Genomic DNA, 19,262 nt, shown 5'->3' on the forward strand with positions numbered 1-19,262 from the left:
TTAGTGTGCCTCTTTTCTTTGAAAGGCACGAGATAATACGGGCATACCAATCGCTGCAATCGTAATGTTTAAAACTGTTGCTATAAAAATACCAGGTACTGCTGAAAAGAAAAATGCAGGAGAAATAATCCAATAAAATGGCAGTGGAGATAAAATACCGTTAGCAATAATAGCAAAAATCCATTTCGAATACGTTCTACCTGCATGGTGAAGCTTAGCAAAACCCCATAATACTAGGAACATTTCTGCTGCAATAAGGAAATGTAATGGACCAAGGGCAAATCCACCTGTCATCGCAGATACGAGGTGGCCAATCGCGGCCGCTGCACCTGCTGCTACTGGTGGTAAAAAGACTGCACCTAAAAAGGCAGGCGCCGAATCCAGTGCCGCTGAACTAATACCAACCGGTACTTTTATCATGGATCCAACTGCACATAGAGCTGCAATTATCGCTGTTAATGTTAATGTTCTAAGCTTCATATTCGTGTATTCATTCCTTTGCTTTTCTTGAACGTCCGCCATCTTTAAACACTTTTGCACTACGAACGTATTCATTATCAGGTACATTTAAACGTGCGTTCACTACGCGCGCTGCTGCAAATAAATAATCAGATAAACGGTTTAAATAGCGTTGTACAACTAATGGTACATCGCCTTCTTCTGTTTCTTTTAATAACGTGACCATTTGGCGCTCCGCACGACGTGTGATTGTACGTGCAATATGCAATGTAGCTGCTGCAGGTGAGCCACCAGGTAAGATAAATCGTTCAAGTAAAGGTGGTTCATCCATTAATACATCAATGCGTTTTTCCATAACTTGAATAGGCTCTTCTGTCATTTTGTAATGGCGTTCCTTCATGACGTTTGCAAGGTCCCCACCACAATCGAATAATTCGTTTTGCATAGATTCTAAGTCTTCTAATATATCTTGGAATATAACAGGATCTAGTTCAGTCATCGCCTTACCGATAAATGAATTTAATTCATCAATTGTACCGTATGTTTCAACGCGTTGATTGTCTTTGTCCACTCGTGCTCCGATAATACTTGTTTTCCCCTTATCACCTGTACGTGTGTATAAATTCATCTCTCATCCTTCTTTCCTGTTTTATTTTATTGGTTCAGCTATACCATACCAAATACGAGTAATTTGTGGGCTAATTTTAAATAATTGCTGATAAAATCTTCCACAAACATCACGGAGTTTACGGGCGTTGGCTTCGATTGGAACGATACCTCTGCCCATCTCAGTCACAATAACGATAAGTTCCCTCGATGCATCTAATACTTTAAGCTGTTCTATAAACTCAGCTGCCAACGTATCCTCATCCATTTCCAGTTTGTCTGCCAATACATGTTCAAGTCCAGCAACAACGATTGTCGCAGCTTCAGGCATCACCATCGGCAGCTCGCCTTCTAGCCATGCTATATCTTGTTTGCCCTGCTCTTCTAGCCAGCTTCTTACATATTGCCTTTTGCCGTTATAGGCTCCACCGATAAAAACGTGCATCGTTGTCCCTCCTCAAACTGTTTTATTGTTGACCAATGTAATAGAAAACGTTCTTCATGCGACACTTGCCATTCCCAGAACGTTTTTTCCTCCGGTGCAAATTGCATGAGCATTGCTCTAATTGAACCTCCATGCGCGACAATTCTGTAATGCGACAATCCTTTTGGCAAAGATTTCACAGCTTCTGTAACGCGAAACATGACTTGTTTTAATGTTTCTCCATTAGGTGGGGCTAATTCATAAGGATTGTCGATCCAATTACGATATGCGTATAAATCTTTTAACTGCTCATATGTTTGGCATTCAAAATCACCGAAGTAGCTTTCACGAAACCCTCTATTATTTATGTAATTAGCATTTGGAAAATAACAAGCAGCTGTTTCCTCGCAACGTTTTAAATCACTGCCGAAAACGACAGTTGCTAATTCATCAATAATCGGCAAATCTTGATTCAGAATAATTGACTCATCAGTCCAGCCAAGATATTTTCTCTCCACATTACTTTTCGTTTTTGCATGGCGCATTAGCTCAACAGTAATAGCGTAATCCATAAAATGGCCTCCATTCCTTCGATAAAGGCGCCAAGTAAATCACCCGAACTACCCCGAAAATTACGCAAGGTCCAAATTTTATAAAGACCTGATGATATGATAGCAATCGCAAATAAAATGAGTGGTATGACAAAATCTCCGCTCCACCAAATAATGACTGGCATGCCAATGAGCATAGAAATACAAGTCATAGCAAGAAATCGAGGTGCGTATAATTTTTCTTTAAAAAAGTATGCAAGCCCTTTTTCCTTTGAACATTTCGTTTGGATAAAGTATAAGGACATCCCAAGCCGCGCCAAAAAAGGTACCGTGACGAGCCATACAATCGAAAGTCCACCATTCGCAATCAATTCTGCTATAAAGAAAATCTTCGTTAATACTAAAAATAATAATGACATCGCACCAAAAGCACCAATACGGGGATCATCTAAAATTTCAAGTCGTTTCTCTGTATCTCGATATGAAAAAAATGCGTCTCCCATATCGACCCAACCGTCTAAATGCAAACCACCTGTACAAATGATAAATCCAAGAACGAGTATAAATGCTGTTAATAAGGGGCTAATATCAGTCCACGTTTGCAAACTATAAAAAAGAGCTGCTATGACAGCACCCATTAACGCGCCTAACCACGGTAAAAATGAAAACATACTCGTAATCGTCGGCTTTGTCAGCGGTAACTCCTTCTGAACTGGCACGACAGTAAAAAATTGAAAGGCAAGTAAAATACCATAAATAATCATGCGCAAAAGAGCACCCCCTTACTAAATCGATATTATTTCCATTGATGCATTTGTCCATATTCCATTTCAATTGCAGTTGTTGCTTCTGCTACAAACCATTGATGTATGCGGCCTAGCCACTGTTGATAAAGGCTTACTTCATAACTAGTTGAAAGCGGTTCATCTAGCACTTCATTGGAGACAACGACAAGCGGAATACTTCTTTTTCGTAATGTACGAATCGTATTTTGCATCGCTATAAATTTTCGCTCTAGACAACCCTCTTTTTGAAAACAACTAACCCCCTTTTCATAGCCATCATAAAATTCATTTGTTAGCCAAGTAGTGACGCAATCCCATAAAATTGCGTCACCGACTTTTACTTTAGTAAGAACCTTTGGGAAATCAGTAGACTGCTCAATTGTCTTCCATTGTTGCCCAGCACGATCATTTTGATGGCGCGCGATACGCTGTTTCATTTCTTCGTCAAACGCGACACCTGTTGCAACATACACAAGATGCTTTTTTGGCATTGTAGATGCTAAACCTTCTAGGCACTTTTCTGCATAGGCACTTTTACCACTACGCACGCCTCCTGTTATAAAGACGAGTTCACTTGAAACCATTGCGTCATCGCCTCCTCTAATCTCTCCATTGCTTCAGGTGCTTTCATGCCCACTCGGAACCATGCACCTTCCATTCCAATAAAATTCTCCGTATGTCTAAGCACTATGCCACGCTCTAGCAAATACATGAAAAATGCTTTCGACTGCTCACTATTCGGTAATTGAAAACTTACATAATTCGTCACACTATCCGTGACAAGACAATTATTTTCACGTAAAAACACTTGGAAACGCATACGCATTTTCGCTGCATATTCGCAAGCTTGCTGGCGAAATACATCTTGCTCCTTACTTAAACAATGTGCACCAATTTCGGCTGCTAAACCATTAATATGCCAATGAGGCGCTAATCTTTGTATTTCATTTGAGACTTCAGAAGATGCCACCATATAGCCAAGTCGAATACCTGCAATCGCGTACATTTTCGTCATAGAACGGACGATAATTAGATGGGGGTTTTGCGTTACTGCATTTATGAAGGATTCCCCCTCATCAACAAAGTCTATAAAAGCTTCATCTAAAACGATGCTACAATTAGCACTTTTTGCCGAAGCAATCAACTGTTGAATATCCTTTTTTGGTGGCAATACACCAGTCGGATTATTAGGAGTACAAAGATATAGAACATCTGCATTTTGCATAGCATGTTGAAGTTCGTCTAATGGTAACTTCCAACTGGCGATATCTTCACAAATAACGTGCTGTATTTCTACATCATTTCCCTTTAATGTCGCTTCATATTCAGAAAAGGTTGGATGTACAATAATTGCATTATTTCCCCGGAAATATGTCGCAAGAAGCGAGAATATTTCTGCCGCACCATTACCTAAAACGATGCTTTCTGTAGAAATGCCATGATAATTAGCGACAGTAGATAGAAAGGGCTCGCCTTCTGGATCCGGATAGCGCTGCAATAATGGTAAGAAATTTCCCCAATCATTTTTGATAAAGTCCGGTGCTCCTGCAGGATTTACATTTTCGCTGAAGTCCAATATATTACTAGGCTGTTTGATACCCAGCTGCGCAAATAAACGATGTGGATTTGCTCCGTGATTAGGTAATGACAACGTAAATCCCTCCCAAAATGACCATCAGTAGCCAAAATAATACTGTCACAGATTGCATCTGTTCAATAGATCGTTTAATATGCTGTGGCGCTAATTCAATAAGACGCTCACCCATTTTCGCACGATTAGAGACAATACCTTTATAGCTATTAACACCACCTAGTTGAATACCTAATTGATACGCAGTAGCCGCTTCTAGCCAGCCACTATTCGGGCTCGGATGCTTTTTGGCATCCCGCAACCACCCTTTTATGCGATATGTAAATGATTTTCCACTGTCATTTCTTGTCCCTATCATAAGCAGTAAACCGGTCATTCTACTTGGTACATAATTTAATACATCGTCCACATGTGCTGCAACGTATCCGAAATCAGCAAAGCGCTCATTTTTGTAGGCAACCATGGAATCGAGTGTATTTACTGCCTTATACATCCACAATCCAGCCCCGCCGAATAAAAACGCCCAAAATAGAGGTGCTGTTACACCATCGCTCGTATTTTCGGATACTGTCTCAACAACACCGCGGGTCACTTCAGGTACTGTTAAATGATCTGTGTCGCGACCTACAATCCAAGATAATTTCACACGTGCTTCCTGTAAATCCCCAGCCACAAGCGGATTGTATACATCTAATGCCGCTTCTTTTAAACTCTTTTGCGCTAAGCCAACAGCAATTAAAACGGATTCAACAAGAATACCTAAGAAAATATCAATAGAATAAGCTATGTAAGTCACCGCAAATGACATAGCTGTTGTTAAACCGACAACAATTATGACGAGGAACAACCCCTTTAACTTACGGTTATTCCCTTTATTCAATCGTTCTGTTAGCTTAGCAATGAGCGTGCCAATCCAGCGTACGGGGTGTGGCATGTTAGGTGGATCACCGATTAAACGATCTAACGCGACCCCGATTGTACAAGCAAGTATATGTGCTAACATTTTATATCCATCCCTTGGCACGTTTGTAATCTTGTAGCGCAATAACTGTAGTTTCAAAAACGCCCCGACCTATAAGCTTACCTATATCTGTAATAGGTCCAGCGTATTCCATAAACGTACCACTTTGAGTTGATGCAATGAGAAGACTATCTGTTGATGTGCCTGTTGCAATTGTATTTGATATCGGATCCATAATCTCTTCACTGTGCATAGCCTTTGTTTTTGCTTCTGTCGCTGTAATCATAGCTTGCATAAAGGATTCATCCGTTAACTTTCCGTTAATGATCACCCAAGTATTAATCGTTCCAATATATGGCGCACTTACTCTTTCATGTGCCCTTGAAACATCTACTGCATTTCCAACACCTGCAGTTACAGCGACAATAATACTCCCTATAGAGCTTGAGAATTCTCGAATGACGACATGCTCCACCGCAACTGCCGTCATCATTGCTACCGTATTAGATGGCATAAAATCATGCTTCTCAAGATATCGCTTTAACTCCTCATGTGCATCTTCACACATATAATTCAGATCAACTGCACGATTGACGAATGACTGGAACCAACCAAAACCAGCGTTATGAACAGCTGAGGAGACCGCTTTTAATGGAAAATCAGTACGTAGCTCAACGAATTCATCACGTATTTTGAATTGTTCCTTCGTCACTACATATGGTGCATGCGACTCAGAAACTGACGGCATCAATGTTACTTGCGGCTTTGGCAATTCTGGATGTGGATAGCTTGAGACACGTGTATTATATACTTCAAATATTTGTTGCTCTTTTAATACTTCATGTGGTTCCCCAATAGCTCTCACACGCCCCTTTTCCATCAATAAAAGCTGATCGCAATATAGCGATGCTAAATTCATATCATGAAAAACAGAGACAACTGTTAAGCCATTTTGCACTGCCTCCAGGCGAATCATATCAAGTAATTGTCTCTGGTGTGCAATATCTAAATGATTGGTTGGTTCATCTAAAAGTAGAATATCGGCCTGCTGAGCAAGCGCTTGCGCTACAAATGTCCGTTGCTGCTCACCGCCAGATAAAAACTCAAGATTTGTATGTTCATAGCAATCGACACCTGTTTGCTGCATTGCCTTTTGTACTGCTTCTTCATCCTGTTCAGACCATGTTGAAAACCAACTATTTTGATGTGGATAGCGACCTAATGTTACCGTTTCACGTACCGTATGTGAAAAGGCATGCGCATGAAGCTGAGGTAATACAGCAATTTTTCGTGCAAATGCTTTCGGTGAGAAAGTTTTGATATTTTGCTCTGCAATAAGTACTTGGCCATTTGTTGAAGGTAAAATGCCACTAATTACTTTTAATAACGTGGATTTACCACTACCATTTGGTCCTAATATGCCAAGAATTCCACCCTTTTTTACAGTAAACGAAACGTCTTGTACTATCGGTTTGGCGGCGTCATAACCCCCAGTAATATGTTCTACAGTAAGCATAATTACGCACCTTTCGTTCTTCTCTGACGGAAAAAGATATATGAAAATACAGGCGCACCGATAAATGCGGTAATAACGCCGATTGGTAATTCTGTTGGCGCAATAATTGTACGAGCAACCAAATCACAGATGATTAATAGTGACGCACCGTTAAGAAATGATAATGGTAAAAGATGTCGATGATCGGCACCGAATACTAATCGTGTCATATGTGGCACCACAAGTCCGACAAAACCAATTGTTCCAGACACTGCAACCGCGGCACCTGTTAACATTGAACCACCTGTTAATATCATTATTTTGCTCTTTTTCACATCAACACCAAGATATTTTGCACGTTCTTCTCCAAATAACATTGCATTTAATTCGCGGCGATTTAACCATAATAAAAATGAACCGATAAGGACAAAAGGCCACACCATTTTGACATATGGCCAGCCACGCATCGAGACACTTCCCATAAGCCAACCAATAATTTGACGTAACTCCTCACCTGTTAAAGCAATCATCAACGAAATAACAGACCCTAAAAATGAACTAACGATAATGCCCGTTAAAATTAATGTCTCCATTTTCAGAGTTCGATCTACTAATCGTGCAAATGCCATCACACCCATCATCGCCAATAACGCCCCTATCATGCTGAAGGTGGGTAATGTGTAAATACCTAAAATAGGGGTCGAAATGCCGAAAAAGAGCGTCACCACGGCACCTACTGAGGCACCAGATGACACTCCTAACGTATACGGATCGGCGAGCGGGTTTTTCAGCAGCCCTTGGAAAGCCGCACCTGCAATTGCCAGTGAAGCTCCTACTAATCCTGCAAGCACAACGCGCGGCATGCGTATTTTCCACAATATATTCGTCGCGGTTGGATCCGCTGCCGTATTCCATAACGTGCTGATCGACACTTTAACAGAGCCAATCGATACACCTAGCCAAATACTAACGATTAAAATCACAATAGCTATGATGTATCCTAAGAACGTTTTTCTCACTTAAAAGCCTCTGGATATACAGCTTTTGCAATTTCCTCTAATCCTTCAGCAAGACGAGGACCTGTACGGCTTGTTAAGTTGGCATCCACTTGAACAACAGCATCATTTTTAACAGCTGTTATACTATCAAAACCTTGACGTTTTTTCACCTTTTCGACAATCCCCTTTACATAGTTGTACTGTACGATAATTACATCTGGATTGCGTTTTACTATTTCTTCAGGATTAATTTTGAACCAACCTGTTTGATCTGCTGTAGCATTTTTAATATTAGCTAAGTCAAACATTTCTTGCATAAATGTATCTTTACCAGCTGTGTAAATTTCAGGTTCACCTTGTGTTTCGACAAATGCTGTTTTTTGTTTTACATCTTTTACTTTTGCTTGTACTTCTTTTACTTTTGCTTTCATATCTGAGACAATTTTAGTCGCTTCATCTGTTTTGCCTGTAATGCGACCAATTTGCTCAATTGTTGCATAGGTTTCAACAAAACTTATTGCATTTTTTACAATGAAAACCTTAATCCCTGCATCACGAAGCTGTTGTAAACCTGCTTCAGCATATGTCACACTTGATTCGTGTGCGAAAACAACATCTGGGTTTAAACTAATGATTTTCTCAGCGTCAAATTTCATACCACCAATTTTTTTCTTTTTTGTTGCAGCTTCAGGATAATCGTCTAAATCAGAAACACCTATAATTTCTTTATCTAGTCCTAATGCGAAAAGGATTTCCGTATTACTTGGCATAAGTGAAACGATGTTTTTTGGTGCTTCTTTAAATTTCACGTCATTGCCTAATGCATCAGTAGTTGTTAATGGGAATTCAGCTGCCTGTTGCTCTGTTGCTGGTTCATTATTTTCTTTTTTCTTTACGTCTTCTTGGTTACAGCCAACTAGTAATCCTAGAGTAAGCGCAAGGACTAACCAAAATTGCCAAACTTTTTTCATTTAATATTCCTCCTTATTCATAAAAAAAATCCCTCGTTTTTGCGACGAGAGATGCGATGACAGTTATTAAAATTCTAGCAGTGATTACACTACAAATTTACTGCCACCATTTCTATCCGCGTAGTTCTACTTGGTGGTCGACATGCTGGTAGGTCTCCTGGCTCGTGGTCATAGCTCGTCGTGCCTTCCCAAAGCGCTAGGCTTTTAGTGACAAATTACGACTTACTCACACTTACAGTGGCGGGACCGCATCGGATTTCCACCGATTTCCCTTTTCACTTTACATAATCTATGCAAAGAACCTTCATGTTTCACAATATGCAATTTTTTTATTACATCGTGTTTAATTATACAGAAAATTTAATACTTGTCCAAGCTGTTGCAAAAAGGCTTTACGGAATTATCCATAGTAAAAAGTGGTGGATAAGAGTAATGTCAGACTGAGCGGTCAGGAAGTTGAGAGTAATTGAATTTGGAGCTTGAGTCATAATAGCTGAGCCCTCCGTTGTCACAGTTAATCAAGCGTCTCCAACATTTACCCATATATCCAGCTTCGGGAGTTAAACTCTCGAGGCTACTTCCTTATTTTTCAATTTTACTCTCAACTTTTTGGGGGTTATGCTTCTAACAGATATCTTTTTTTAATTGAATCAATCACTATGCTTAGATTAGCTGGTTCCATTCCAAAAAAATAAATTCCTATGTTCATTCCGGGTATTTATCCCAAACAAAAAGACTACTACTCACTTTTTGGGTGTGTAGTAGTCTTTTTTACTGGACATTTATCGGCTTATCTAGCTTCAGGCGCTAGACTCTCGAGGTCACTTGGGCCCACACGATGCGGGTCATGCAACCGTTGCGACAGGACGTCGCGAACTTAGGTTGCCTTCCTTGATCGGGCGCCTTCAGCATTAATCGGCATATCCAGCTTCGGACGCCAGCTGCTTGGGTCACTTCGGTCTCTCGGTCAAAGGCAAAAAGCGCCTTTGATTCGAGCCCTCCAGTGCCTGTCGCAGCTAAACGGGCGTCCTCAGCATTTATAATTACATTTTTTCCGGTGCTGTTACGCCAATTAGTTTTAATGCATTGGCGATTGTTGTGCGTACTACTGTGATTAGGGCTAGGCGTGCTTCTGAGCGATCTTTGTTGTCAGTGTCTAGCACTTTTTCAGCATTGTAGAAGCTGTGGAATGCAGCTGCTAGCTCTTGGATATAGTTTGTGATACGGTGTGGTGCGCGATTTTTTGCAGCGTCTGCCACGATTTGTGGGAAATCTCCTACTTTTTTCAAAGCATCGATTTCTTTTTCAGCTGTTAATAGATCTAAATGTTCTTCAGTTGCCGCTAGGCCTTGCTCTGCTGCTTGGCGCAAGATTGAAGAAATACGTGCATGTGCATATTGTGCGTAATAGACAGGATTTTCGTTTGATTGCTTAACTGCTAGGTCAAGGTCAAAGTCCATATGTGTATCACCAGCACGCATTGCGAAGTTATAGCGTACTGCGTCTAGGCCTACTTCTTCAACTAGTTCACGTAAAGTAACTGCGTTACCTGTACGTTTACTCATTTTCACTTTTTCGCCGTCTTTCATTAGGTTTACCATTTGGATTATTTCAACTTCTAATGTATCGCGGTCGTAGCCAAGTGCTTCAATTGCAGCTTTCATACGTGGTATATAACCATGATGGTCAGCACCCCAGATGTTGATTAGTTTTGTAAAACCACGTTGAATTTTGTCTTCGTGATATGAAATATCAGGTGTTAAGTATGTGTAAGTTCCATCGTTTTTAATAAGTACGCGGTCTTTGTCATCTCCGAATGTAGTAGAACGGAACCAAGTAGCGCCATCTTCTTCAAAGACATGACCGTTGGCACGTAATTTTTCTAGAGCTGTTTCCACTTTGCCTGATTTGTAAAGTGATGTTTCTGAATACCAAACGTCAAAATCCACGCGGAAGTTAGCTAAGTCTGTTTGTAGTTTACCAAGCTCTAATTTCAAGCCATGTTGGCGGAAGAATTCGAAACGTTCTTCATCCGTTTTTTCTAAGACAGATTGACCGAATTCTTTTGCTAAATTGCCAGCAATCGTAATGATATCTTGGCCGTGGTAGCCATTTTCAGGCATTTCAGCTGCTAAGTCTAATGCTTGTTTGTAACGAGCTTCTAAAGAGGCTGCTAGTTTGTTAATTTGGTTTCCAGCATCATTGATGTAGTATTCACGTGAGACATCATAGCCTGCGAAATCTAATACATTACAAAGTGAATCGCCAACAGAAGCACCGCGTGCATGTCCTAGGTGAAGGTCACCAGTTGGGTTCGCTGATACGAATTCAACTTGGACTTTTTCGTCTGCACCTGCTTGAGAACGACCGTAATCTGCTCCTTGTGCTAAAACGGTTGTGATCACTTCTGCTAAGTAATCTTTACGAAGTATAATATTCATGAAACCAGGACCTGCGATGTCAATTTTCTCAATTGCTGTGCCTGTTGTATCCAGGTTTTCAATAATAGCTTCAGCGATTGAACGCGGTGGCTTTTTCGCTAATTTTGTTAGTTGCATTGCAATATTTGTTGCATAGTCACCGTTTGATTTATCTTTTGGTGTTTCTAAATGTACGTTCAATGTTGATGTGTCTTCTACAAGACCTGCTTTGGTTACTGCTGCAAGAAGCGCTTCTTTGATTGCTTGTTGCACTTGTTCTACTGCATTCATTATTTTCCCTCCGTATAGATCATTTCTAAAGTGTACTCGCCGGCTGATTGTCCGCCAATGAGTAAGTCATATTGTAAATAAAATCGTCCGCTATTTTCGCTTGCATGCGGTTCGAATTGCATTTCCTTCGTATACGTCACAATCGGCAGTGTACCATACTCACTATTATAATGGCCGTTTTGTTCGTGATGAAGTAAAAATGGCATACGCATTTTCACATCTCCATTGCGAAGAATAACAGCCTCATTATTGCCGAATTTTAAAGTAGAACGAATTTGTTTATCTTCTTGTACTTCTTCATATTGTAAGTACGTTTGGCCTCTTTTTTGAACAAGCGTACCTTCTGACCAAAGCTCATAAGTTTCTGTTTCAGCTTCAGTTTGTCGAATTGTCGTAATTAGCTTTAGTTTTACGGGTGCTTTAAGTTCAGTTTTCATACTTATGCGCCTCCGTTTCATTCTTTATATAACCTTCTTATTATAGGTTAGGTTAGGTTATCTTTTCAAGATAGAAGTGAAGTTTGAAGAATTTTAGATTCCTCCAAATTCCCAATACTCAAATATTTCATGTCGCTTCTTAGCGAAAAATAAACATTTATTTACTTTCCTTGTTGAATTGAGTGCTATAATTGAGGGATTAACTGGTAGGAGAGAATCTACATGTTACTCGATTTGATCATTAATTTTTCTATTTTATTTACATTTGTTGTTCTTTCGTATTGGATATACGAGTCATTAGAGCCTTATCAATTTAAAGATATGGAGTTACATCCTTGGATTGTAGGGTTAGTAGCTGGTATTACGAGCTTGCTTTTGATGGGCACTGCTGTTCACTTCCAAAATGGCATTATCGGTGATGCACGCTTTGTAAGTATTTTGATCAGCGGCCTAGTTGGCGGTCCAATTGCAATTGCGGTGTCTTCTGTCATTGTTGGGATCTTTCGATTTTACGTGTATGGCTTATCAGAAACATCCATTTCCGCTGGGGTAGATATTTTAGTAATTGGGTGTGTCCTGGCTTTCGTTTCATGGAAAAGGCCAATTACATTCCGCAATATCTATTTTTATTTTACTTTTCTGATTGTACAAGATTGCATAGTCATCTTCATTCTTTCAGATAATTGGATATATGGTTTTCAAAATACGATTCAAACCCTGCTTTTTAATTTTGGTGTACTTTATGTAACTTTACTAGTATTAAAATCCTTTCGAAACCAATTTGAACGTATGCGTAAAATTGAAGAAATGGCTGAAACTGATTATTTAACAGGACTGGCAAATAACCGACGCTTTCAACAAGTGATCGATGAATTACTTACGAATGATGAACCTTTTTCATTACTATTAATTGATATTGATTCTTTTAAAAAGGTTAATAATACTTACGGTCATCCTGTTGGCGATGAAATTTTACAGAAAATCGGTGCCCAGCTAAAAGATTTTGTGACAACGATTAATGGTGAAGCAGCTCGCATTAGTGGTGAGGAATTTTACGTTGTCTGTAGAGATGCTGCACCTGCTATTAGCATTCACGATGCGCATCGAATTCGTACGCAAATTGCCAAAACTCCGTTCGTTGTGTCTACTGGACATGTCATCACTATTACAGTCTCCATCGGGATTTGTTCTTATCCCGATAATGGTAAAACATTAACAGATCTTGCGTTTTTAGCAGACAGAGCTGTGATGAAAGCAATCGAGAAAGGACAAAATCAAATCGTTCACGTAAATCAATTGAATAATTAATGTTTTTTAGAAAACGCTAAGAGTATAATCTACTCTTTTAGCGTTTTTTGTCGCTTCCAAATAATTACCAAATTAATCCTTTTTAAATTTTTTTGTCCGTTTATTTTATCATTATTGTTCACATACTACCGTTAAATTGGTAGAACGGAGCTGTTCTTATGAATCGAGCAGACTATTGGCGCAAAAGAAGGATAAACAAACGCTGGAAACGCACTGTTATGTGGAGTGTTTTGAGCATTACAGCTGTTTTAACAGCATTTCTGTCTCTCAGAATATACGCGCAAATTGCTGGTGCGCCTTCTCTCGCTGTTCCGAAGGCGACCGTTTTTTTAGATGCAGATGGGCACCAAGCCGGCGATAAGTTTTCACAAGAACGTCGTTATTGGGTAAGCCTGGATGAGATTTCTCCTTTCGTTGCAGATGCTCTTGTTGCAACGGAGGATCGAAATTTTTATTCGCATAACGGTTTTGATTATACCCGTATTGCAGGTGCATTATTGAAAGATGTGAAGGCGATGCGCAAAGTAGAGGGTGCGAGTACGATTACACAGCAATACGCCCGAAACTTATATTTGTCTCATGAGAAGACTTGGTTGAGAAAGGCGAATGAGGCGCTCTATGCATACCGTCTAGAAGTTTTTTATGATAAAGATACGATTTTGGAAGGCTATTTGAATACGGTGTACTTCGGCCATGGTATGTATGGTGTGGAGGCTGCAAGTAGATTTTACTTTGCAAAAGCTGCGAAAGATTTAACATTACCTGAGGCTGCGATGCTCGTTGCAATTCCAAAAGGACCTAGCGTTTATTCCCCTGCTGTGAATAAGGAAAAAGCAATTGAACGTCAGCAATTAGTATTAAGGTTGATGGCTGATCAAAAGGCCATTTCTGAAGAACAGCTAAACCGAGCTAAAAATGAACAACTCGCTTTTAAATTTGAAGAATGGGAAAATTCGAAGTCCCTAGCACCATACTTTTTAGATACAGCTTGGCAGGAAGCAAAAGGTATACTGACTTCCAAAGGACGCCGTTTTGAAGAAGGTGGCTGGGTGATTAAAACGACTTTGAATACGTATCATCAAGAAGCCGCTGAGAAAGCTGTTGAAAAGTGGTTACCTAATGATGAGCTAGAAGTTGGTTTTGTTAGCATGGATCCCACTACTGGTTATATCACTTCTTTAGTTGGTGGGCGTCATTATTTAACAAGTACTTTTAATCGCGTGACACAGGCAAAAAGGCAGCCTGGCTCTGCTATTAAACCATTTTTGTATAGTGCAGCACTTGAAAAAGGTTATACGCCGTTAACGTTTTTAGATACTAGCAAGACCATTTTCACTTATGATGATGGGCGTTCTAAATATGAGCCCAAAAATGTAAATGGTGAATTTGCAAATCATCCAATGTCTTTGGCACAGGCAATTGCGATTTCGGATAATATTTACGCAGTAAAGACGTTTGAGACAATTGGCTTTAAGGCATTCAACAATGTGATGGAGCGCTTTAAAATTCAAAGTAAGTTGAAAAATTCACCCGCAGTGGCTCTTGGCACTTCTGAAGTAAGCTTGATGGATTTAACGTCAGCTTATAATACTTTGGCAGCAAATGGTGTTCAAAAGACGCCAACGACGATTTTATCGATTACAGATGCAGACGGCAAAATCGTGTATAAAGCAAATAAGAAGCAGAAAAAGAAACAAGTGATTGAAAAAGATGATGCGTTTTTAATTACACAATTGATGACAGGTATGTTCGATCCTGTATTTAATGATTATGCACCTTCGACAGGCATTTCGATTCGAAATAAACAAACAAGACCTTATGCAGCTAAATCTGGTACGACGTTAACAGATCAGATGATGGTCGGTTATTCTCCTACATTAACAGCCGGTGTATGGAACGGTTATGATAAAGGGAAACAAATGACGGACGCAGAAGATGGACGTGCAACGAAGCAAATCTGGATTGAGTTTATGGAAAAAGCACATGAAGGACTTGCAAGTGAGCCGTTTATGGCACCAGATGGTATTGAAGGCGTTATTGTTGATGTGAAAACAGGTGGTCTTGCAACAGCAAGCTGTGATAAACAGCGACTTGTTTACATGAAAAGTAAGGATGTTCCGAAAAAACTTTGTACTGATCCTAGTATTGTAAGTGATTTAACGAAAAAAGATGAATCATCTTGGCATCTGTTTCCGTTTTCGCTTTTCGAATAACAAAAAAAAGCTTCTTCTTCCAAGGAGTCCGTTATCCATTGGAAGAGGAAGCTTTTTGGTTCTCGAAAACATGAGTTACATGGGGCATTCGGCTTGGGTTTGTTAAAATGCCGCATGTCTCTCATGTGAAATCGGTTACCTAATGTCCTAGCTTACTTTTGTAAGCTGTAGTTAAAGTGTACTTCCTTTCAATGTTAGTTTCAACCATGGATTGAGACTGCTTCGAAATGTCACACTTTGTTCAATGATTTGCAAAATATTAGAAGTTTAATTCTTTATGCAATTGTTCTGTACTACGAGTCCATATTTCCTCGTTGAAGCTGTGTAAAAACTCGCCTAACACTTGTTTTGACTCGTCATCCATATGGTCCACAATGATATGTCGTTTCATTGATTTATCCATTTTATTGACATGGTCAGCTAAAATTTTATAGCCGCGTCGTTTTTCTCTATTGACAATCATCTCACAAGCTGTTACACCTGCAAAATACGCGCCTTCTTCTTTATGATCGATTGTGACCCATACTAGCCAATATCGTTTGCCACCTGCTGAATCTTCTCGATTCGTCGTAAATTTAATGCCGCGCTCAATATCACTACGAGCGTGCATTGCGCCAACTTCAACTGTTGCTTTTTTTTCCTCGATGTCAATGATGACTGGCGAAACGTTTTCAAGTGTTAAAGAACCTATGCCAAATCCTTTATGGCCATCAGTTGGATCGTTTTTTATTATCGTAAAGCCTAATTTTTGTTTCGGTTTTTCTTCATTAGTCATTCGCATAATCCCTCCGTTCTGTTATTATAACGAATATACACTATATTTTAAATGAGGAGGGCTCTTTATGCCTGTAGTTACAATAAAAATGATTGAAGGTCGCACTGACGATCAAAAACGCAATTTAGTAGAGAAAGTAACCGCTGCAATTACCGAATCTGTAGACGCACCAAAAGAAAACATCACAATTATCATTGAAGAAATGCAAAAAGCACACTTCGCTATTGGTGGCGTACGTAAGAGCGATCAATAATTACATACGTTTGCCTGATCGGCTGTCTCGCTTTGGGATAGCTTTTTTTGTACGAAAAAACACCATACTGAGGATCTTTAGTTAATCGATTGTTGCTCTAGCTGCGCAATAAATTCAAAAGCATCCGACATTTCTTCTTCTGTGAAATTCAGCTTTCCCTTTACAACATGTACCTTTTCAATACGTTCTTCTTTTGAAAGCTCATCAAAGTAAAGTAGCGTTGACACAAGCTCTAAAAAGCGCGCACTTTTGTCATTCATCAGTTCGATAACAGTTGGTAGCTTGTCACATTGCTTGCTAAGCATAGAGGAAAAGCTTGTCCCCTCATCCGTCACTGCATAGCGATATTGAACGTAAGATCCTTTATCTTCCTTCTCTTCTGATAAAAAGCCCATATTACAAAGCTCCTCTATTCGTAATGTAAGCTCCTCTGAGTAAGGCCCATATATGTGGAATTGGTATTTTTCTTGGAACGGGAATTGCATTTTCTTTGCGATATAGACCATCTTCTGTAATTTTTTGCGACCAGTGACTTGTCCTGCTAACGACACAAATTGTACGACTTTTGCGTGTTCTTCTAGCACTTTTCAATCTCCTTCCGAGCGGTTACTAACCTTTTAATATATCTAATATTTGTTTTCTGAGTAATTTTTTCTTACCGCTTTCTTGTAAAATATCTTCTGGGAAATATAATTTATGGTCTGTTCGACGTTTTCCAGATATGGCATCCACAACGTCCGACGATCTTGATAACTCACGAATTTCATCATTCGGCATTAATAAATGAATGGGCAAACGTTCCTCTTCCTCACCAGGACGATAAAAATCGTACGGTAAATCTGAAGAGGAGTCGAGTACTAAATAATAAGTAGGATCTATACCAGCCTTACGGAATAACTCCTCAAGCTCACGTAGTTTCTGGTAATCTTTAGCAGGGTCAATTTCTACATAATTAAACAATTTACGGTTCACAAATCGACGGCTTAAATCGCTTAAAATGGGATCCGTTTCTTGCATCCACAATTGAAAGTACGTCAACAAAATACTTTCATCAAGCGCAAGATAATCTTCAAGTTTAATCTCCCCAACGAAAAATGCACGAAAATGTGTCGGCTCATGTAAAAATGTATAACCTTTTTCACTTAATGCTTTCGCACGATGTAAAATTTTCGTCAAAATTACTTCGGCACTGCGTGAAACAGGATGAAAATAAACTTGCCAATACATTTGATAGCGACTCATAATATAGTCCTCTATCGCATGCATTCCACTAGATTTGATAACAACTTGATCTTCACGTGGACGCATAACGCGTAAAATACGCTCCATATCAAAATGGCCATAACTAACACCTGTATAATAGGCATCCCGCTGTAAATAATCCATACGATCAGCATCGATTTGACTCGAAATCATACTGACAACTTGTTTATTAACATACGTTTTTGCAATAACATTCGAAACCTTTTGTGGGAAATCGGATGCTACGCGACGCAGCACTTCATTGACCTCGGTATCGCCCATAATAATATGGCGTGTATATTCTTCGTGATCTAGGTCAAAAACATGTTCAAATGCATGTGAAAACGGACCATGCCCTAAATCGTGTAGCAATGCAGCACAAAGAACGACAAGTCGTTCACTTTCGTCCCATTCTGGTCTACCTTTGAACACATCATCGACCATTCTACGGACAATTTCATAGACACCAAGCGAGTGATTAAATCGACTATGCTCGGCCCCGTGGAAAACTAAATAAGTTGTACCGAGTTGCTTAATACGGCGTAATCTCTGAAATTCTCTTGTTCCGACTAAATCCCAAATAACCTGATCTCGCACGTGCACGTAACGATGAACAGGGTCTTTAAATACCTTTTCTTCCTCTAGCTTTGCTGTCGCGTAACTCATAAAGGCACCCCACTTCCGATGATCATATTTTTCAGTTGAATATATATGGCTCTTACTAATGTTTAGAATAGTCAAATCTAAAGCTCACAATATTTGAATGTCAGGCAACTACTTTTTATACGTAGTCTATTAAATATAACGACCTACTACTCATGATTTTCCTCACTAAATAACAAGAAAATTGCGATTCCACACTCTCTTATCGATGAAGTTCATCTTTTTAGTATAAATGAAAAAACCACCTTTCGAAAAGGCGGCAAAAGTCGGACTTCTAGTCAAGAAATTAGTAAGATTATGAACTAATTGCCGAGCTAATAAGCCGAAAGTTTTGTTACATTTTTTTACTAATGATTGTCATATCAACATATTAAACGACTTTTATAGTCGATTCTGTGATTTTAATTTGGCGCGTACCTTTTCCATTAATTCATCTTCTGTTAAAGCAGCACATGGGCGGTTATTGACGAATGCGAACGTTTTCTTACGTCCTGGACCACAATATGACTGACATGCGATATTGACTGAAGCATCAGCATCGATTTCTTTTAATTTCGGAATTAATGTTTTTAAATGAACGGCCTGACATTCATCGCAAACTCGAAATTCGTTTGCCATCTGTCTACAACCCTTTCTATATCTAAGTATGAATTCTAACAGTCATTGTATCGCATTTACAGCTAGTCATTCAAGCGGATTATAGAACTTCATGCCACATACACTCACAAACTATACCTCTGCAAAGTAAGCGCCACAACACCTAGCATAATATTTTGCAAGTTTGTGAATAAAAAATAGAGAAAGTGTGCACGCTGACAC

At 39.5% G+C, this 19,262-nt stretch carries 20 protein-coding genes and 1 riboswitch; of the genes, 3 read left to right on the plus strand and 17 right to left on the minus strand.

Annotation, left to right across the window (positions count from 1 at the left end):
• From JFL43_RS12565 to JFL43_RS12625, 13 genes are all read right to left on the minus strand, one after another.
• Nucleotides 1-522: an ECF transporter S component gene (locus JFL43_RS12565; RefSeq protein ID WP_234447758.1), complete on the minus strand. Its 522-nt coding sequence runs from the start codon at nucleotides 520-522 to the stop codon at nucleotides 1-3.
• Nucleotides 491-1,087, minus strand: a complete 597-nt coding sequence (locus JFL43_RS12570) for a cob(I)yrinic acid a,c-diamide adenosyltransferase (RefSeq protein WP_200749298.1) — start codon at nucleotides 1,085-1,087, stop codon at nucleotides 491-493. The genes JFL43_RS12565 and JFL43_RS12570 overlap by 32 nt, the downstream gene beginning before the upstream one ends.
• A 21-nt stretch (nucleotides 1,088-1,108) precedes the next feature.
• Nucleotides 1,109-1,510: a bifunctional adenosylcobinamide kinase/adenosylcobinamide-phosphate guanylyltransferase gene (locus JFL43_RS12575; RefSeq protein ID WP_200749299.1), complete on the minus strand. Its 402-nt coding sequence runs from the start codon at nucleotides 1,508-1,510 to the stop codon at nucleotides 1,109-1,111.
• On the minus strand, nucleotides 1,462-2,061 hold the full coding sequence (locus JFL43_RS12580) for a histidine phosphatase family protein (protein ID WP_200749300.1): 600 nt from the start codon (nucleotides 2,059-2,061) through the stop codon (nucleotides 1,462-1,464). The genes JFL43_RS12575 and JFL43_RS12580 overlap by 49 nt, the downstream gene beginning before the upstream one ends.
• On the minus strand, nucleotides 2,034-2,804 hold the full coding sequence (gene cobS, locus JFL43_RS12585) for an adenosylcobinamide-GDP ribazoletransferase (protein WP_234447766.1): 771 nt from the start codon (nucleotides 2,802-2,804) through the stop codon (nucleotides 2,034-2,036). Before cobS ends, JFL43_RS12580 begins: the two co-directional genes overlap by 28 nt.
• Before the next feature lie 32 nt (nucleotides 2,805-2,836).
• Entirely contained in the window at nucleotides 2,837-3,409 is a 573-nt protein-coding gene (locus tag JFL43_RS12590; protein WP_200749302.1) for a bifunctional adenosylcobinamide kinase/adenosylcobinamide-phosphate guanylyltransferase, read from the minus strand.
• Entirely contained in the window at nucleotides 3,382-4,476 is a 1,095-nt protein-coding gene (locus JFL43_RS12595) for a pyridoxal phosphate-dependent aminotransferase (RefSeq protein WP_200749303.1), read from the minus strand. Before JFL43_RS12595 ends, JFL43_RS12590 begins: the two co-directional genes overlap by 28 nt.
• Complete coding sequence (cbiB, locus tag JFL43_RS12600) at nucleotides 4,463-5,419, minus strand: adenosylcobinamide-phosphate synthase CbiB (protein ID WP_200749304.1); 957 nt, start codon at nucleotides 5,417-5,419, stop codon at nucleotides 4,463-4,465. The genes JFL43_RS12595 and cbiB overlap by 14 nt, the downstream gene beginning before the upstream one ends.
• A 1-nt stretch (nucleotide 5,420) precedes the next feature.
• Nucleotides 5,421-6,893 carry an adenosylcobinamide amidohydrolase gene (locus tag JFL43_RS12605; RefSeq protein ID WP_200749305.1) on the minus strand — a complete coding sequence of 491 codons (1,473 nt, stop codon included), beginning with the start codon at nucleotides 6,891-6,893 and terminating at the stop codon, nucleotides 5,421-5,423.
• Nucleotides 6,894-6,895: 2 nt separating this feature from the next.
• Nucleotides 6,896-7,867, minus strand: a complete 972-nt coding sequence (locus JFL43_RS12610; protein ID WP_407701978.1) for a FecCD family ABC transporter permease — start codon at nucleotides 7,865-7,867, stop codon at nucleotides 6,896-6,898.
• Between the two features lie 20 nt (nucleotides 7,868-7,887).
• Nucleotides 7,888-8,841, minus strand: a complete 954-nt coding sequence (locus JFL43_RS12615) for an ABC transporter substrate-binding protein (protein ID WP_200749307.1) — start codon at nucleotides 8,839-8,841, stop codon at nucleotides 7,888-7,890.
• Between the two features lie 130 nt (nucleotides 8,842-8,971).
• Nucleotides 8,972-9,162: riboswitch (cobalamin riboswitch) on the minus strand.
• Nucleotides 9,163-9,884: 722 nt separating this feature from the next.
• Complete coding sequence (argS, locus tag JFL43_RS12620; RefSeq protein ID WP_200749308.1) at nucleotides 9,885-11,552, minus strand: arginine--tRNA ligase; 1,668 nt, start codon at nucleotides 11,550-11,552, stop codon at nucleotides 9,885-9,887.
• Nucleotides 11,552-11,989: a DUF1934 domain-containing protein gene (locus JFL43_RS12625; RefSeq protein ID WP_200749309.1), complete on the minus strand. Its 438-nt coding sequence runs from the start codon at nucleotides 11,987-11,989 to the stop codon at nucleotides 11,552-11,554. The genes argS and JFL43_RS12625 overlap by 1 nt, the downstream gene beginning before the upstream one ends.
• A gap of 222 nt (nucleotides 11,990-12,211) precedes the next feature.
• Here JFL43_RS12625 and JFL43_RS12630 point away from each other — a divergent pair, with 222 nt between their 5' ends.
• Together JFL43_RS12630 and JFL43_RS12635 are read left to right on the plus strand one after the other, a co-directional pair.
• Nucleotides 12,212-13,297: a GGDEF domain-containing protein gene (locus JFL43_RS12630; protein ID WP_200749310.1), complete on the plus strand. Its 1,086-nt coding sequence runs from the start codon at nucleotides 12,212-12,214 to the stop codon at nucleotides 13,295-13,297.
• 158 nt (nucleotides 13,298-13,455) lie between these two features.
• Nucleotides 13,456-15,510 carry a transglycosylase domain-containing protein gene (locus JFL43_RS12635; RefSeq protein WP_200749311.1) on the plus strand — a complete coding sequence of 685 codons (2,055 nt, stop codon included), beginning with the start codon at nucleotides 13,456-13,458 and terminating at the stop codon, nucleotides 15,508-15,510.
• A 259-nt stretch (nucleotides 15,511-15,769) separates the two neighbouring features.
• Here the strand turns inward: JFL43_RS12635 and JFL43_RS12640 are convergent, their stop codons facing one another.
• Complete coding sequence (locus JFL43_RS12640; protein ID WP_200749312.1) at nucleotides 15,770-16,285, minus strand: YwhD family protein; 516 nt, start codon at nucleotides 16,283-16,285, stop codon at nucleotides 15,770-15,772.
• Nucleotides 16,286-16,352: 67 nt separating this feature from the next.
• Between JFL43_RS12640 and JFL43_RS12645 the strand changes: the two genes are divergently transcribed.
• Nucleotides 16,353-16,538: a 2-hydroxymuconate tautomerase gene (locus JFL43_RS12645; RefSeq protein WP_200749313.1), complete on the plus strand. Its 186-nt coding sequence runs from the start codon at nucleotides 16,353-16,355 to the stop codon at nucleotides 16,536-16,538.
• 77 nt (nucleotides 16,539-16,615) lie between these two features.
• On the opposite strand, the gene JFL43_RS12650 is transcribed toward JFL43_RS12645, so the two are convergent.
• The 3 genes from JFL43_RS12650 to JFL43_RS12660 all read right to left on the minus strand — a co-directional run bounded on the left by JFL43_RS12650 (nucleotide 16,616) and on the right by JFL43_RS12660 (nucleotide 19,061).
• A complete protein-coding gene (locus tag JFL43_RS12650) occupies nucleotides 16,616-17,122 on the minus strand; it encodes a YwgA family protein (RefSeq protein ID WP_100794882.1) in 507 nt (168 codons plus the stop codon).
• A gap of 25 nt (nucleotides 17,123-17,147) precedes the next feature.
• Complete coding sequence (locus JFL43_RS12655) at nucleotides 17,148-18,446, minus strand: HD domain-containing protein (RefSeq protein ID WP_200749314.1); 1,299 nt, start codon at nucleotides 18,444-18,446, stop codon at nucleotides 17,148-17,150.
• A 378-nt stretch (nucleotides 18,447-18,824) separates the two neighbouring features.
• On the minus strand, nucleotides 18,825-19,061 hold the full coding sequence (locus JFL43_RS12660; protein ID WP_200749315.1) for a DUF1450 domain-containing protein: 237 nt from the start codon (nucleotides 19,059-19,061) through the stop codon (nucleotides 18,825-18,827).
• Nucleotides 19,062-19,262 lie beyond the last annotated feature (201 nt).

The sequence above is a fragment of the Viridibacillus soli genome, from assembly GCF_016612995.1.
Classification (GTDB): Bacteria; Bacillota; Bacilli; order Bacillales_A; family Planococcaceae; genus Viridibacillus; species Viridibacillus soli.